The 16,297-nt window shown below is 62.1% G+C and carries 13 protein-coding genes; 9 read left to right on the top strand and 4 right to left on the bottom strand.

What is annotated here, in order from left to right:
• Positions 1–382 precede the first annotated feature (382 nt).
• The 4 genes from FQV39_RS08170 to FQV39_RS08155 all read right to left on the bottom strand — a co-directional run bounded on the left by FQV39_RS08170 (position 383) and on the right by FQV39_RS08155 (position 4,711).
• Positions 383–1,372, bottom strand: coding sequence for a hypothetical protein (locus FQV39_RS08170; protein WP_149129834.1), 990 nt, complete (start codon positions 1,370–1,372; stop codon positions 383–385).
• Between the two features lie 49 nt (positions 1,373–1,421).
• Entirely contained in the window at positions 1,422–2,456 is a 1,035-nt protein-coding gene (locus FQV39_RS08165) for a glycosyltransferase family 2 protein (protein WP_187640209.1), read from the bottom strand.
• 155 nt (positions 2,457–2,611) lie between these two features.
• A complete protein-coding gene (gene wecB, locus FQV39_RS08160; RefSeq protein WP_149129832.1) occupies positions 2,612–3,868 on the bottom strand; it encodes a non-hydrolyzing UDP-N-acetylglucosamine 2-epimerase in 1,257 nt (418 codons plus the stop codon).
• A gap of 12 nt (positions 3,869–3,880) precedes the next feature.
• The gene (locus FQV39_RS08155) at positions 3,881–4,711 is read right to left on the bottom strand and encodes a WecB/TagA/CpsF family glycosyltransferase (protein ID WP_149129831.1); all 831 of its coding nucleotides are present in this window, start codon (positions 4,709–4,711) and stop codon (positions 3,881–3,883) included.
• A 450-nt stretch (positions 4,712–5,161) separates the two neighbouring features.
• On the opposite strand from FQV39_RS08155, the gene FQV39_RS08150 reads away from it, so the two are divergent.
• The 9 genes from FQV39_RS08150 to FQV39_RS08110 all read left to right on the top strand — a co-directional run bounded on the left by FQV39_RS08150 (position 5,162) and on the right by FQV39_RS08110 (position 16,201).
• Positions 5,162–6,529 carry an exopolysaccharide biosynthesis polyprenyl glycosylphosphotransferase gene (locus FQV39_RS08150; protein ID WP_187640208.1) on the top strand — a complete coding sequence of 456 codons (1,368 nt, stop codon included), beginning with the start codon at positions 5,162–5,164 and terminating at the stop codon, positions 6,527–6,529.
• A 36-nt stretch (positions 6,530–6,565) separates the two neighbouring features.
• A complete protein-coding gene (locus FQV39_RS08145) occupies positions 6,566–7,894 on the top strand; it encodes a glycosyltransferase (RefSeq protein WP_248313290.1) in 1,329 nt (442 codons plus the stop codon).
• Between the two features lie 42 nt (positions 7,895–7,936).
• Positions 7,937–8,950, top strand: coding sequence for a glycosyltransferase family 2 protein (locus FQV39_RS08140; protein WP_149129828.1), 1,014 nt, complete (start codon positions 7,937–7,939; stop codon positions 8,948–8,950).
• Positions 8,947–10,302, top strand: a complete 1,356-nt coding sequence (locus tag FQV39_RS08135) for an O-antigen ligase family protein (RefSeq protein WP_187640207.1) — start codon at positions 8,947–8,949, stop codon at positions 10,300–10,302. Before FQV39_RS08140 ends, FQV39_RS08135 begins: the two co-directional genes overlap by 4 nt.
• 161 nt (positions 10,303–10,463) lie before the next feature.
• Positions 10,464–11,218 (top strand): IS5 family transposase gene (locus tag FQV39_RS08130; RefSeq protein ID WP_149129826.1). Its coding sequence is split into 2 segments (ribosomal slippage): positions 10,464–10,797 and positions 10,797–11,218, totalling 756 coding nucleotides; the frame shifts between segments, so codons are not numbered across the junction.
• Positions 11,219–11,616: 398 nt separating this feature from the next.
• Positions 11,617–13,188, top strand: coding sequence for a tyrosine-protein kinase domain-containing protein (locus FQV39_RS08125; protein ID WP_149129825.1), 1,572 nt, complete (start codon positions 11,617–11,619; stop codon positions 13,186–13,188).
• 50 nt (positions 13,189–13,238) lie between these two features.
• Positions 13,239–14,072: a sugar phosphate nucleotidyltransferase gene (locus FQV39_RS08120; RefSeq protein ID WP_149129824.1), complete on the top strand. Its 834-nt coding sequence runs from the start codon at positions 13,239–13,241 to the stop codon at positions 14,070–14,072.
• On the top strand, positions 13,991–14,728 hold the full coding sequence (locus FQV39_RS08115) for a PIG-L deacetylase family protein (protein WP_349238584.1): 738 nt from the start codon (positions 13,991–13,993) through the stop codon (positions 14,726–14,728). Before FQV39_RS08120 ends, FQV39_RS08115 begins: the two co-directional genes overlap by 82 nt.
• 18 nt (positions 14,729–14,746) lie before the next feature.
• On the top strand, positions 14,747–16,201 hold the full coding sequence (locus FQV39_RS08110) for a lipopolysaccharide biosynthesis protein (protein ID WP_149129823.1): 1,455 nt from the start codon (positions 14,747–14,749) through the stop codon (positions 16,199–16,201).
• Positions 16,202–16,297: the final 96 nt, after the last annotated feature.

The following is a 16,297-nucleotide window of genomic DNA, read 5'->3' as shown; positions in this document are numbered from 1 at the left end:
GCCGGGTAGTCCTCGCCGTTCCGTGGAAACGCAGCGAATAGACAGGCACGCCGCGCGATTAGCGGTCGGATGACGGGTCATCGCCATATCAGGCGGCGAATCAAAGGCCCATCCACGAGCGAACGTGGCCAGATATCGTGTTTGGAATGTGATGCCAAAATGAAAATGTTTGGGCACAAAATTCTGTGGATATATTAACTATATGATATATGACTTTGGCTAAACATCTTATAAAATTACTGATTCGTTCGATACTTGAAGTGAGGCCGTGATGCGCAAGGGCCGCCCGCCGAGCCGGGTGGGTGCCAGCCATGCGTCGAAAGCAACGGCCTGCCAACGAGCGCTTCGAGCAGGCTCTTGCCTGCGCGCCCTCCCGAGATGGTCAAGGATTTGCGTCGTTCTGCTGCCCCACGCGCTGAAGCAGCGGGGAGATTCGGGCAAGGTCGCGTTGTAGCGCCATGATCGTCATCTGGTCGTAGGCATTCGCTTGGGCGCGCAAATTGGTGACGCCTCCAGCCACATCGATCACAAAAGCGCCGTACACCTGATAGGCGCGAAAGACTTTTTGGCCGAGAGGCGACAGCCCTCGCGGCATCGTCACGCTGGCTGGAATGGCCAGGCGTTCGCCTTCCTGGACCAGCCCGTCCGGCTTCCTGCCGTCGCCATTGATCGCCTCGCCGACGCGGCCCGGCTTCGCGTAGGCGGCGTCGATCGCGATCTGCAACGCGTGCGCTATGTCACCGCGGTCGGTTTCCGCCTCGACCAGCAAGCCGGCAAGCTGGCTCGATCCGGCCGCCACGATGCCGGCGCCGAGAAAGGGCGATCTGCGCCCCCAGCCGTCGCCGGTGACGAGGTTGGTTGCGGCATAGGATTGCGCCGTGGCGGTCTCGGTGCTCAACCGCTTGAACTGCCAGAAGTTGTGAACGGTGTCGCCGTCGATCACCAGCAATTCTCCGTCGGTCCCCGTCGCGCCGTTGGCGCTGGCAGGGATGCGGATCTTGAGGGTGCCGGCGGGGCGCCCCCAGCTTGCCGGGTGCTCGACGGAAACGGCGGGATCCGAAGCCGAGCTCACGTGAATGGCGGGAGAATAGCTGCTCCAGGCCACGCCGAAGCGGGCGCCCGCAGGCCAGCCGATCTTTTCGAAGGTTGCGTTCGAAGCGATCGGCGTATTCCAGGACGAGCTGGCCGTGAACGGCCGCTCGCCAAGGGTGAACTGACCGTTCGGTGTATCGTCGACAGCATTCCGCGCGTCATTCGCCGAAGCGGCTGAGTAGCATCCAATGGCCGCGACGATCGCAAGCAGGCAGGCGAGCCGGGCCCGAGCCGGAATGGACGGGGCCCGAAGGCTTGGCAGTGCGCGATGCGATTTCATCCGACCGACTGTCCAAAGGGGATGGAGTCGAAGCCTGCTCCGCCGCGCCTCATCGCTCCGTCCGGACCCAATCGATCTGGCGGTTGACGAAGAAGCGGATGAACGACGGAATCTTGAGCAGGCAATAGGCTGGACCTGCCGCCAGCTCGCGCCAGGAAATAATCTCCCGGGCGAAACGCCACCACGCGACGCCGATAGCGCCCGCGAAGCAGGCCAGCACGGTCGCAGAAACGACAAGCGGGCTCGCGGCACTCGTCATGACGAACCATGAGAGGCTCAGGCCCGACAGCAATAAGATTGACATCGCCAGCAGGGTCAGCGGCGGAATGCAGAGGTCGAGCGTGAACGCGAAGAGATGCAGGCTGCGCTTCGAGACCGCGTGCTTGATCAGCGGAAGGAAGAACTCGCCGATGATCGCAAGATGTCCGTGCTCCCATCGCGTGCGTTGCTGACGCTTGCCCGTTTCGCCCTGGGGAAGCTGGCTGACGATCTCCGCGTCGGGGCAGAAGAACGCTGCTTTTCCAGCGATCGCAAGCTCGGCACCGAATTTCTGATCTTCCGCGAGATGCCCGGTCGCGAGGTCGAGACGACAGGCGAGGGAAAAGGGCAGGGCCATCCCGGAGCCCATCAACTGGCAGGGCCATCCCAGATGCGCCGAGCCCAGCGGCCGCACGAAGGTCTTGATCGTCCAGGCCAGCCGCGAAACCTTGTCCGCCGGGCTCGGCGATGGAGGCGCCAGCATCGAATATCGCGCCTGGGCAGGACGTCCCGTCGCGGCGCATTGTTTTGCCAGGGTTTCGAGCGCGCCGGGCATCACCTCGCAATCGGCGTCGATGATGATGATGACCTGCGGCGGATCGGAGCCGAGCGACCGGACCCCGTGATCCAGCGCATAGCCTTTTCCGATCCGTGTCGTGTCCCGGCGGATGGTCACATCCGCCCCCGCGCTTGCCGCCGTCTGCGCGGTGCCATCGGAGCAATTGTCGGCCACCACCAGCAGGCGCCCGACCGGGGGCAGTTGAGCCATGATCGAAGCAATCGAGTGTGCGATGATCGCTTCTTCATTATAGGCGGGCATGATCACCGCGAAGCGCGGACAGAGCCCGGACGCGGTTGATGCGGACCGCCGTCTCGCCGGCAGGAGTGACGCGCCGATCTGCACTGCGAGGAAGGCGACCGGGATCGCGGCCAGGAGACCCAGCATCACCAGTGCGAAGCTGCCTGTGCCGATCACGGCTGTCATGATGATCCTGGCCCTTGAACATTCGTCGGCATCCGCACCTTGGCCTCTGCGGCGATCGCCGCCTGGAGGATCGTTTCGGCCGGCACTCTGCCTGCGAGCGGAAAGGTCTCGAGCGCCTTCGTGGGATCGGCCTTTTCGCGGCGTTGGGCGCTGTCGAGCGATCTGGCCAGAATGTCGAGGATCTGTTCGGAGGCGTGGCCGTCGCCGAATGGGTTTTTGGCCTGCGCCATGGCGCGATACGCTTCGGGATCCGTGAGCAGTTCCTCGCAGGCCGAAACGATTGTGTCCACTTCCGTGCCGACGAGGCGCGCGGTGCCGGCTTCGACGGCTTCCGGACGCTCGGTGGTATCTCGCAGGACCAGAACAGGCTTGCCGAGAGCGGGCGCCTCTTCCTGAACGCCGCCGGAATCCGAAAGGATGATGTGGGCGCTGTTCATCGCCAGCACGAACTGCTCATAGGCAAGCGGCTCGATGAGCGACACCCGTGGGTGCGAGCCCAGCATCGGCTCGACGACCTGACGCACGCGCGGGCTGAGGTGCACGGGGCAGACCACGCGCAAATTCGGGAAGCGCTCCAGCAGGACGAGCACGGCGTCGCAGATGCGCCGCATCGGCTCGCCGTGGTTTTCGCGGCGATGCGTGGTCAGAAGCAGGGTCGGCGAGGACGCGCGCGTGATCGTCGGGGCGGCCTTGGAGAGCGTCAGAAGCAGCGCATCGATCGCGGTGTTTCCGGTGACCCATATCGTTTCGGCCGGCACGTTCTCCTTCAGCAGGTTGTACCTTGCCGTTTCGGTCGGAGCGAAATGATAGTCCGCGATGACGCTCGTCAGACGGCGATAGACCTCCTCCGGAAAGGGAGCGCGCTTGTCGTAGGTCCTCAGGCCGGCTTCGACATGAGCGACGGGGACGTTCTCATAGAATGCGGCCAGCGCGCCGACGAAACTCGTTGTCGTGTCGCCCTGCACGACGACGACATCGGGGCGGGCCTCCGAGATCACCCGTTGCAACCCTTCCAGCGCCGCCATCGTGATATGCGCCAGATTTTGATCTTTGCGCATGATGTTGAGGTCAGCGAGAATCGGCAGGTCGAAATAGGTCACGACCTGGTCGAGCATTTCCTTGTGCTGGCTGGTGCGCACTGCCAGCATCTCGAAGCGCTCGGCGTCGGCTCTCGCCCTCAGAATGAGGGGGGCGAGCTTGATTGCCTCGGGCCGCGTGCCCATCACGACAAGAATTCGTTTGCGGGGAGCCATCTCAGCCCTCGTTCAAGGTCGCGGGGTCACGCGCCGGAAATGGGAAACCTGGGCGATGGCGCTCCAGGAAATCAGGCCAAGGAACTGGGAGTTCGTGACCAGATAGCGCTTGAACAGCCGGCGAGGTTCCTGCGCGAGGCGATAGGCCCACTCGAGCCCGGCGTGCTGGACGAAAGCGGGCGCCCGTTTTCGCCGTCCCGCGATGACATCGAAGCTGCCGCCGACGCCGATGACGATCCGGGCGCCGAGATTGCCCCACTGCTCCTCGATGAAATATTCCTGCCGCGGCACGCCCATCGCGACAAAGAGAAGCTCGGCTCCACTGTCCGCCACGGCTTTCGCGCGTGCCTCGGCCTGCTCGGGCCCGAAATAGCCATCGGCGTAGCCGCGGACATCAAGCCCGCGATGTCGGTTCCGGAGCACGTCGACGGTCGCACGCACCGTGCCGCTCTCTGCGCCAAGAAAATAGACGCCGATGCGCTCCTGCGCCGCGCGGGCGCATAGCTGATCGATCAGATCGATGCCGGCTACGCGCTCAGGCAAGGGCTGTTGCCAAAGATGCGATGCCCAGACGAGCGGCTGCCCATCGGCGACCGTCCAGCGCGACGAATCGACGAAGCGTTGCAGTCGTGCGTTCGATCGCATCATCATCAGGATCGCGACGTTCACCGTCGACAGGACACCGCGCTCACCTGCGCGGATGGCTCGAATGAGCTCTTCCACGGTCTGCTCTGCCGAGAGCTTGTCGAAGCGACCATTCAGAATCTGGGTCTGACTGGGCCGTGTTGCTTCTGATGCGGGAGGCTGAGCTGTGTCTGACGGCATGGAAAACCCCTCAGGCAAAAGTTCTCCAGCGAAGGCACTGGCTGAATCGCCAGCCTTCGCGACGGGAGGCCGTCGCGCGTCGCGTTGCACGCCGTCTGAAAATTAACTGTCGAAGCAGACGATTTGTTCGCGGTGAGACACTTGCCGATTTTGGGGATGATCTGCTCAGTCAACAGGAATGAGGCGCAATGACGTTGCGTCAGAGATCGGGCGGTGACGATCAAAAGCGCAACCCGTTGCGTTTTTGAGTGCCGATTACGCTCACTATCTCGTGCGAAAACCAAACTTCACGGAACGTAAAGAACCCGCGCCTGTCGCCCGCATTGAGTTTGTGCGGGCGTCGAGAGTTTTTGAAATGTTGCGGGAGCGTTCAGCGAGCCAATGTCAACGAATGTTGTTTCTCCTGGAACTCAACATCATTCCGCAACTGCGCTGACACACAGGACGCAGGTGTTTTGGACCGTGGTGGTGGCCGGTCTCGAGATGATCGTGATCGTCGCCTGCGCATACGGTGCGTTTGTCGCCTACTCGGTGGCTGTATACGGCGTGATCTTCTTCCGGATGGAGTATGCTCTGGCTCCCATCGCGGCGGGAGCGCTGTACGTCGCTCTGTGTATCGCCGACAATCAGTACGATCTGCTTGGCCCGGAATGGAACGAGCACAGCCGTTCGCGGGGCGGTGCCGCTATCGGTCTTTCATTCGTCATCCTGCTGACGATCGGCTACGTGACCGACAATCTCGACGACTATTCCCGCGGCACGTTCCTCGCGCAGCTGGTGGCCGCGCTGCTGGGCCAGATCGCCATCAGGGCGGTGCTCTGGCAAGTCATCGATCATGTGCGCTGGCGCGGGCAATGGCGCCGAGAAAGCATGGTCGTCCTGATCATGCCTGGCGCACAGGGCGTCGGCGATATTCGCGCGCGGCTGGCCGCACGGCACGAGCATATCCTACGGTGGTACAACTTTCCGTCAGCGTCCGAACCGGCCGGCGGGAGTGCTTCCTTGGAGGTACAACTTTCAGAGATCCGGCGCGAATGCCGGGCATTGCCTATCGATGCCGTGCTCATTCTGTTCGGCTCGGACAATATGGAGGTTGTCGCGGGGGCCGTTGGGGCGCTGTCGGAGCTCCCTGTCCGCATCCAGCTTTTGCCGGTGGAGCTGGCCGAGCTCATGCGGCGCAGCCGCATCGGACATTATGGTGACCAGCGTGTGCTCGAACTGTTCTGCGGGCCGTGTTCGCTGCAGGACCGGCTGCTGAAGCGCACGTTCGATATCGTCGTCGCTACGTCGGCGCTGATGCTTCTGTGGCCGCTGTTCGTTGTCATAGCCGCCTTGATCAAGCTCGACTCGCGAGGCCCGGTGCTCTTTCGTCAGACACGTCTTGGTTTCAACAACGAACCAATTCGGGTTTTGAAATTCCGCAGCATGACGACTTTGGACGACGCGACCAACGAGTTTCGTCAAGCCGTCCGGAATGATCCGCGCGTGACCCGCATCGGAAGGGTGCTGCGGCGGACCAACATCGACGAGCTCCCGCAATTGTTGAATGTCCTCAGGGGCGAGATGTCGATCGTCGGGCCGCGGCCGCACGCCATCGCCCATAATCACATGTTTGCGGACCAGATCCGCAGGATGTTCCGCCGCCATAACGTCAAGCCGGGGATAACCGGCTGGGCCCAGGTCAATGGCCTTCGGGGCGAAACCGATACGTTCGAGAAGATGCAGAAGCGGATCGAACACGATCTCTACTACGTCGATAACTGGTCATTCTTCTTCGATCTGAAGATCATGGTCATGACCATCATCTCGAAGCGCGCGTACACCAACGCCTATTGAGCGACAAGGGCAGCGTCGATGCGGATCTGTTACTTCGTGTCCGAATATCCCGCCGTCTCGCACACTTTCATTCGGCGAGAGATCGTCGAGCTCGAGCGGAACGGGATTTCGGTTCTCCGTGTTTCGCTTCGAAATGGCGGCCGCAAGCTGGTCGATCCGGACGATATCCGGGAGAAGGACCGCACCCGCTATATCTTCGACGGCAACCTTGCCAAGTTTGCTACGGCCTTTGTCGACGCCCTGGTGCAAAAGCCCAAAGCCCTGGCGAAAGCCACCTGGGCCGCATTGAAAATGATGCGGCGCTCAAGCCGTCCGGCGCCACTCCACCTGGCCTATCTTGCCGAAGCGCTGGTCCTTGCGCGGTGGGTGATGCAGGAGAACATCCAGCACGTCCACGCGCATTTTGGAACGAATGGCGCGGAAGTCGCCATGATCTGCCATATTCTCACCGGCGTGCCGTACAGTTTCACCGTGCATGGTCCGGACGAGTTCGACAGGCCGGAGTATCTTGGCTTGCCCGCCAAGGTGAAGCATGCCGCGTTCGTCTGTGTCGTGAGCTCATTTACTGGAAGCCAGCTTTGCCGCTGGATCCCCCCGGAGGAGTGGGCGAAGATCAAGCTGGTGCGTTGCGGGCTGGACGCCGATTTCCTAAGCATGCAGCCACCCAGGATCGTTCCGAAAACCCAGCTCGTGACCGTTGGCCGGCTCAGCGAGCAGAAGGGGCAACTGGTTTTGCTCCATGCCCTTGCCGTTCTCGCGCGCGACGGCGTGCCGTTCAGGCTGACCGTGGTCGGAGACGGTCCGCTGCGGCCGCAACTGGAACGGAGCATCCGGGAACTTGGGCTGGAACAGCAGGTCGTGCTGGCGGGCTGGATGAGCAACGCCCAGGTGCGCGCGGCGATACGGGAGGCACGGGCGCTGGTTCTGCCGAGTTTCGCCGAGGGGTTGCCGATCGTCCTGATGGAAGCGCTGGCGCTCGGCCGTCCGGTCATCACGACCTATGTCGCAGGCATTCCGGAATTGGTCACGGACCAGGCCTGTGGCTGGCTCGTTCCTGCCGGAAACATCGAACAGCTTGCGGGCGCCATCAGGCAATGCCTGGATGCGCCCGACGCTCTCGTAAAGACCATGGGTGCCTCGGGGCGCAAACGCGTGCTCGAGCAGCACGATATCGTCCAGGAATGCCGGAAGCTGGCCGCTTTGTTCAGGGCAGAGGCCGTTGTGAAGCCAGCGCCCGCCGACGGGATCGAGCCGATCGAGGAACCCGCTGGCGCGTTGGATGCAGCGGTCGCCGATGGCCACGGAGCGAGAGCGGACAATGTGGTCACGCTTCGGCCTGGACATTCCGTCTGGGCGAACGGGTGACCCGAGCGGTGCTGTGTCATGAAGCGGACGAGGAGCGCCTGAGTGGTTGACGTCACCGTCATCGTCCCGACGCATAATCGCCGGCAGATCCTGCCTCAGGCGGTCCATTCCATCCTGCGTCAGCACAGCGTCTCGATCGAGCTCGTCGTGGTCAATGATGGCTCGGCAGACGAAACGAGGCCGTGGCTCGATCGCCTCGCCGCAACGGATCCGCGCGTCACGGTCGTGCACCACGCTCAGCCGCAATTCATATCGGGCGCCCGGAACGCCGGCCTTGCTCGTGCCACTGGACGATGGGTGGCCTTCTGCGACGATGACGATCTGTGGGCGCCGGACAAGCTGGCGACGCAGCTTGCCGCATTGCGCGCCGGTTCGGCGCGTTGGGGGTGTACGGGCGTCGCGGTTGTCGACGAAGACCTGCAAGTCATCGGTCATCATCGCGTCGAGGGTGGAGACGTGCTGGCGGGCTTGCTCAAAAGCAACCGGATCCCGACGGGCTCGACGGTGATCGCCGAGCGCGATCTCGTCCGGGAGGTCGGTGGCTTCGATACCGCGCTGCGCGGCTCCGAGGATTGGGATCTCTGGATCAGGTTAGCTCAGCATTCGCCGCTGGCGGCCGTTGACCGGCCTCTGATCGCTTATCGTCTGGGCCGGCAGTCTCTCTCGATGGACGTCAATCCCATGCGGGCGGGCCGTCTGGTCATCGTCGATCGATACGCGGCGCTGGCGGCGACCTACGGCGTCAGGCCGGATGAGGCGGGGCACGAGCGCTATCTCGCCAAGCAGCTCCTGCGCGGGGGCGCGCGCTGGCAGGCCGCGTCCATTTTCATGGCGCTGGCGTTCAGGCATGGCCGATGGCGGGAGCTGCCGCGCGTCGCCGCCGCGCTGATCGCGCCGCAGATGACGGATCGGGTCGGACAGGCTCGAGCCGCCGCTGCAGTACCCGCGCCGTGGCGTCAGGAGGTCGAGCTCTGGCTGCGGCCGATCCGTGATGCGAGCCAGGCATCCGTGGAGCGCCCTCAAGCATGGCTCGGAGCCAGGGAGCGGGAAGCATGAAATCAGCATCCGGCCCGGTCGACGCCATTCAGAGCGGCCTGCTTCGGCGCGACACGGAGCGCGCCTGGCAGACAACTTCTGTGCGAGCAGCCAATAGCGAGGCGATCTGGAGGTTGCTGCGTGCCGTCGTGTTCGGCGTTCTCCTGGTTCGGGCGTCTTCCGACCCGGTCTTCAACCTGCTGGCAGGAGACGCGGGCGCCTCGTCAATGGGCGTGGGGGCCCTTTTCAACGTGCTCGTGATCGCGGTTGCATTCCTCTTTCTCGCGCGGGAGCCGTTGCGGGCGCCATTTCCTGTCGTGGCGCTATGGGGGCCGTTCCTGCTGATCGCCTTTGGTTCGACACTTTATGCGCCCGATTTCACGGCCGCGGCGCGACTTGCTTTCGTTCTGCTATCCTATTGGGCGTTCTTCGCGATTCCGTTCTTCATCCTGCGGTCTTCCCGCGATGTCACCCTGTTCGTCCTTGTGATGATCGGATCGTCCATTCCGCCTACGCTTTACGCCTTCGTCGACATCGCGCGCGGATTGTCCGATTTCTCTGAATTCCGCTTGCAGAGCACATTCTCGCATCCGAACATTTATGCGTTCTATCTCGTGCTGGTGCTGGGGCTGGCGCTTTACGTCAGAGCATCGCGGATCATTCGCGTGACGCCGCGAATCCATATGCTGATGGCGCTCTACATCCCGCTCCTGACCGCATTCCTGATGCTCACCAAAACGCGCAGCGCCTGGGCAGCGTGCGGGCTCATGTTTCTGGTGTATGCGCTCAAGATCGACCGCCGGTTTCTCGCAGGCTTTCTGCTGGTGCCGGTGCTGTTCATTGCAAATCCGAGCCTGATGGATCGGTTGACGGACGTCATCGCAGCAACAGAGGTCGATAACTTCAGGCAACTCAACGACAGCAACCGGCTGAACTCCTACGTCTGGCGGCAGGCGCTGTGGGAATCCGCCATTCCGCAGGCGATGGAGCGTCCGCTCCTCGGCCATGGCCTGGAGTCGTTCAAGCCGTCGACACCGAGCTTCTTTCCGCTGATCGGCCCCCAAGGCATCGACGGCCATAACTTCTATCTGCAGATGAGCTTCGAAATCGGGCTTCTTGGCCTTCTTGCGTTCGCTTGGCTGCTTGGTTGGGTGGGCTATCGCATGGTGAGGGGGCTGCCGCGCGATCCGCCCGGACTTCTGGTCATGTTGTGTATTCTGATGACCTATGTGCTCGAGTCCTATTCGGACAACATGCACTTCTATCTGTCATTCAATTGGTACTTCTGGTTTGTCATGGGCACGATCTATGCGTGGATCCGCCGCGAAGACATTCTTTCGGCGCCCAATAGAAATCGCCGGAAGATCGTCTAGAGCATTTTCGAGCGAAGTGGATACCGGTTCGCGTGAAGAAAGTGCGACAAAACAAAGATTTGGAGCATTTTCGCGATTCGGAGAATCGCGGAAATGCTCTAGGCTCAGGACCTATTAAATTGGTTTGATCTGTGATTCACGGTGTCTGGGAGGATGCCGTGATGGGTGATTTGTTTTTGCTGAGCGAGCGCCAGATGGCGAGGATATCGCCGCATTTTCCGCTCTCGCATGGCGTGCCGCGGGTCGACGATCGTCGCGTGGTGAGCGGCATCGTCTACGTCATCCGCAACGGCCTGCAGTGGAAGGACGCGCCCAAGAACTATGGCCCGCACAAGACGCTCTATAACCGCTTCATCCGCTGGAGCCGGCTCGGCGTCTTCGACCGCATCTTCGCCGGTCTTGCCGGCGAAGGGCCGAAGCCGGAGCGGATCATGATCGACGCGACGCATCTGAAGGCGCACCGCACGGCGGCGAGCCTGCTCAAAAAGGGGCTCTTCCCCGTCGTATCGGGCGCACCAAGGGCGGGCTGAACTCCAAGCTCCACACCGTCTGCGACGATACCGGCCGCCCGATCATCATGCTGCTCTCGGAAGGCCAGATGAGCGACCACAAGGGCGCAAGCCTCGTGCTCGTGGCCCTGCCGCCAGCCAAAACCCTCATCGCCGATCGCGGCTACGACAGCGCCGCGTTCCGCCAGGCGCTGGTCGCCAAAGGCATCGAACCCTGCATTCCATCGAGCAGAAGCCGGAAAACCCCTTATCCCTACGACAAGACGCTCTATCGCCAGCGCCACAAGGTCGAGAACCTCTTCGCCAAGCTCAAAGACTGGCGGCGCATCGCCACACGCTACGACCGATGCGCCCACACCTTCTTCTCGGCAATCTGTATCGCCGCTACCGTCATCTTCTGGCTCTGATCAACGAGTCCTGAGCCTAGCGGCTGGAAAGCACTGCTGCGGCCGAAGATGATCGGACGAAAGCTGCCAGCCGATTTCACCGCCGAATGATCTCGCCTTGGCCGCGCCAGCCCGCCCGAGCATGATCGACTGGCCCGGTAGCTTCCTCTCATCTCCGCCTGTCCGTCCGGCGATCTCAATGCGGTTTTGAAGTATGCGCCGCAGGAACGGGGGCTGATCGTCCAGCGTTTGCTCTGTGAATGCCACTGCAGGCGGAAGGCGCCGGGTGGGGGGAAGGGCGGGGCTAGAGTTCCGGTCTCATCACGACGCGACCGCGCCGGCAGGATGCCTCTCCTCATCCGCAAGTCTGTCAAGCCGCACCGGCGTAGGAACCGAGGCCCTCTTTTTGATTGAGCCCCATGCTGGACAAGAGCAGCCATCCATCGGTCATCCATAGCACAGAGCCGTCCGACGACCGGATCAACACGCGGCCGCGGCCGTCGTTTGGCCTGGGAAGTCTCCGGAGCCGCAAACGATTGCTGGGTATCGGTGCCTTCCTATGTCTGGCGATCGCCGGCTTCTATGTCGGCTTCCGCTCGACGACATACACCGCCTCCAGTCAAGTGCTTGTTTACATCAGGCAGGTGCTGACTGGCTCCGACATGGCGGTCCTGCCAGGCCGCGCCGATCTCCCGATGGTGCAGAACCAGATGGAACTCCTTCGGTCCGGCAACGTGCTGGTCAAGGTCATCGACGCGCTGCAACTGAGCAAGGACCCTGAATTCGCCGGCGCTGGCCGCTCTCCGTCCGAGCCGCAAAAGGGCGATACCGCGCAGTCTTCCTCGGAAGCCGGCCAGAACATCTCCGGTTATGGTGCGGCGCTGAAAGCGATGAACAGCAAGCTCAGCGTTCGCCAGGTCGGAACGAGCCATATGATCACGGTGAGTTTCAAGGCCTCGGATCCTGAGAAGGCCGCCCGCATCGTCAACAGCGTGATCCGTGTCTATTTGCAGGAGCGCGGGCGGGCATCGGATGCGGCCTCGTCGAAAGCGCCAACGCTACGTGAGCTCTATCAAAGTCTCGGCCCGAGCGCTCAGGTGGTTTCGGAAGCTGAGCCGCCGGTCAAGGCAGACGGACCGCCGGCCATATTGATCCTCCTCGGCGCTGCGGTGTTTGGCCTGAGCGCTGCTGCCGCGGCCGCCATCCTGCTCGACGTTGTCAACGATACGATCCGCAGCGCGCAGCAGATGGAATACGTCCTCGGCCTGGAGTGCCTGGGCGTCGTGCCTCGCTTCCAGGGCATCGGTTCTTCGGGTGAGGACACCGCCGCCCGACATCTGCTCGTATCGGAAGCCCAGGTGCTGCGACGCGTGGCCGCCACATTGCAGGGCACCTCCCTGCATGGACTGCGGACGATCGGCGTGACGTCGACCTTGCCGGGGGAGGGGGCGACGACGCTTGCCATCGGCCTGGCGAAGATGGCGGCGGCCTCAGGAAAAAATGTCCTGCTGATCGATGCCGTACCGGAAAATCCCTCGATTTCGCGCTGGGTTGCGAGCCTTTCGCGCTCTCCGCTCGGTTCTGGCGCAGATCCGGAAATCGAGGTGCGCGACTGCATCGTCAAGGCGCAGGCCGGGCTGCATGTCCTCCCGCTGGCTGAAAGGCCAGAAGGACGGCTCCATCCGATGCGGCGCGACTTGCTGGACGAAATCCTGCGAGCCGCGGAAGGCTCCTATGACCTGGTGATCGTCGACATGCCATCGCTCGTGGCGGGTCCCGAAGTACGGGCCGCTGCTCAGTCACTGGATGGCTTCCTGCTCGTCGTGAAATGGGGAGCGACCGAGTCCGAGCTTGTCCGGCAGGCTTTTCAATCCGCCGGTCAGGCCCGGCCTAAATTTGTCGGCACGCTGCTCAACATGGCCGATGAAGCGATGATGAAACGTTATGGATACAAGCGTCCTGAAGAAATGAAGCTTGTGACCGCTTCCTGAGTTAGACGAAAGCCGGCGCTGGGCCGCGGCATTTGCGGAAGGAGAGTATCATGAAGGTCGTACTCTTTTGCGGTGGTGCCGGCATGCGGCTCCGGGGCTATGTGGATGATGTCCCGAAGCCAATGGTGAAGATCGGTTCGCGCCCGATTCTCTGGCATCTGATGAAGTACTATGCCCATTTCGGCCACAAGGACTTCATTCTCTGCCTGGGCCACAAGGGTTATGCCATCAAGGACTATTTCCTGAAATACGACGAGTCGATCTCGAACGACTTCGTCTGGTCACGCGGCGGCCAGAAGATCGACTTCATCAGCCGCGATAGCGATGACTGGACGATCACCTTCGTGGAAACCGGTCTGCACGCGACGATCGGTGAACGCCTGAAGGCCGTGCAGCCCTATCTGCGCGGCGAGGAGTACTTCCTCGCGAATTACGGCGATGGTCTCAGCGACCAGCATCTGCCGACGATGATCGAGGAATTGCAGCACAGCGACGCCGTCGCCTCGCTGCTTCTGGTGCAGCCAACGGCGAGCTTCGACATCGTCCGGACGACGCCCGAGGGCAAGATCGCCGAGGTTGCGGCCTTGAGCCAGTCGGACATCTGGATCAATGGCGGCTTCTTCGTCTTCCGAAACGAGATCTTCGACTACATCAATCCCGGCGACGAGCTGGTGCGGGAGCCGTTCGCGCGGCTGATCCAGCGTCAGGCCTTGCTGGCGCATAAATGCACCGGCTTCTGGCAGTGCATGGACACGTTCAAGGACAAGCAGCGCCTCGAGGAACTCAACGACACCGATCCGCCGTGGAAGGTGTGGAAGGACTGCGCCACCGTCTCATACCCTGCGATGACGACGGTGGCTCCCTCGATCACGCAGGTGGCGTGATCATGCTTCGTCTGAAGCCCGATGGCGGCGGCGCGTCTCCGCTGCAGATCCTGTGCTTGGGCTGCCACTCCGACGACATCGAGATCGGTTGCGGCGGAACGGTGCTGCAGCTCGCAGCGGAGCGCCCGGACGCGGTGTTCCATTGGGTTGTCTTCAGCGCGAACGGGGTTCGCGCGTCGGAAGCGGAAAGCGGGGCGCGACAGTTCGTCGACCCCGCCCGCATGAAACGGGTCATCCTGAAGGATTTTCAGGATGGCTACATGCCTTTCGTCGGAGCCGACATCAAGAACGTCTTCGAAGAGCTGAAGCGAGAGGTGTCGCCCGACATCATCTTCACCCATAGTCGTCACGATTCACATCAGGATCACCGGCTGATCGCCGAACTGACGTGGAACACGTTTCGCAGCCACCTGATCCTGGAATACGAGATTCCGAAATACGATGGAGATCTCGGGCAGCCGATCGTCTTCAATGCTCTTTCAGACGATGTCTGCGAAAAGAAGGTCGATCTGATCCTCAATACCTTCAAGTCCCAAAGCAACAAGCATTGGTTCGATCGCTCGACCTTCATGGCACTGATGCGGCTGCGTGGAATGGAATGCAACGCGCCCAGCGGATATGCCGAGGCATTCTATGCCCGGAAGCTGATGCTCTGAACGGCAATCGAGAACGTTATGCACGATTTGAAGAACAAGACCGTTCGCGCCGGAATCATCAATGTCGGCTCGCGCGGGCTTGGCTTCACGGTTCGGATCGCGGCGCTCATGGTCCTCGGGCGATTGCTGACTCCCGAAGATTACGGGCTGGTCACGATGGTGACGGCCTTCACGGGCGTGCTGAACATGTTTGGCTGCTTCGGTCTGTTTCAGGCCGCCATCCAGCGCGACAAGCTGAGCGAAGATGAGTCATCATTGCTGTTCTGGCTGAACCTGACATTCGGCGCATTGCTCACGCTGACGGCCATCGTGGCTGCGCCCATGGTCAGCGCGTTTTATCGCGAGCCGCGCTTGCTGGCGATCATGGACGTGATTGCCTTCACCTTCATCATTACGGCGGCAGGCGTTCAACATGGCGTGCTGCTTCAGCGGCGCATGTCGTTCGGCACCTCGGCGAAGATCGAGATCTGCTCGCTCCTGATTGCAACAGCTGTGTCGATCAGGATGGCGATGATGGGCTATGGCTATTGGGCGATCGTGTCGATGACCATCACCCTGCCGCTGGCTACGACAGCCGGCCTGTGGTTGTCGACCGGCTGGATCCCGGGTCGGCCGCGGATTGCTGCCGGGCTCCGCTCCATGCTGCAGTTCGGCGTCGGCACAACGCTGATCGGCTTCCTTACCTATGTCACGAACAATATCGACAAGCTTCTGCTCGGCCGCGTCTGGGGCACGGAGGCGACCGGCCTCTACAGCCGGAGCTCCTATCTGATCAATTTCCCGACCGAGAATCTAAACTCCACCATCGGAGAGGTCGCGTTTGCGGCGCTGTCGCGGACCAAGGGCGATCTCGATCGCTTCCGGCGCTACTTCCTGAAAGGCTATTCGTTGGTGGCGACATTGACGTTGCCTCTGACGGTCGTCTGCACGCTCTTCGCCGATGATCTGATCATGGTCGTCCTCGGGCCGAAATGGACAAGTGCCGCTGAGATATTCCGGATTCTCGCTCCGACGCTCCAGGTGTTCGCGATTTCCAGCCCGCTCGGCTGGCTGCTCAATGCGCTCGGCATGGTCAGGCGCGGTGTGTATATCGGGTTGTTCTCTGCCCCGCTCATGATCGCGGGCGTGCTGATCGGACTTCCTTACGGTCCGCGCGGTGTCGCAATGGCCTATTCCACCGTCATGGTGCTCAAGGTGATCCCGGTCACCATGTGGGCGCTGCGCGGCACCGGAGTTCGATACCGCGAGGTTTTCGGGGCACTGGCGAGCCCGCTGGCCGCGAGCTTGATCGCGGGAGCGATCGCTTATGGGGCGCATGCGCTCGCTGCGCCGGCGCTGTCGCCGGTGTTGCGTCTCATGCTGGATGTCGGCGCGTTTGGCGCAACTTATGTCGCGGCCCTGCTTCTCATCGCGGGCGAGAAGGCGCTGTATCTTGATCTCTTTCGCGATGTGAGAGCCGCGTCCTCCATCTGACGCGACTGCGAAATTCGCCTGACCCGCCGCCCGTCACGACGGGGGCCGGCATGCCGGGCAGGCGTGGTCACGGAATTCTCCGACCTCCAAAGCAAA

The organism is Bosea sp. F3-2, assembly GCF_008253865.1.
Taxonomy (GTDB): domain Bacteria; phylum Pseudomonadota; class Alphaproteobacteria; order Rhizobiales; family Beijerinckiaceae; genus Allobosea.
Note: the sequence above shows the minus strand (reverse complement) of the source record. Positions and strands in the feature narration are given on the sequence as shown.

Bases quoted from the DNA above. Each gene is read 5' to 3' on its own strand.
- FQV39_RS08170 (WP_149129834.1), bottom strand. From the start codon at position 1,372: ATGAAATCGCATCGCGCACTGCCAAGCCTTCGGGCCCCGTCCATTCCG.
- wecB (WP_149129832.1), bottom strand. From the start codon at position 3,868: ATGGCTCCCCGCAAACGAATTCTTGTCGTGATGGGCACGCGGCCCGAG.
- FQV39_RS08135 (WP_187640207.1), top strand. From the start codon at position 8,947: ATGAAATCAGCATCCGGCCCGGTCGACGCCATTCAGAGCGGCCTGCTT.
- FQV39_RS08125 (WP_149129825.1), top strand. From the start codon at position 11,617: ATGCTGGACAAGAGCAGCCATCCATCGGTCATCCATAGCACAGAGCCG.
- FQV39_RS08120 (WP_149129824.1), top strand. From the start codon at position 13,239: ATGAAGGTCGTACTCTTTTGCGGTGGTGCCGGCATGCGGCTCCGGGGC.
- FQV39_RS08110 (WP_149129823.1), top strand. From the start codon at position 14,747: ATGCACGATTTGAAGAACAAGACCGTTCGCGCCGGAATCATCAATGTC.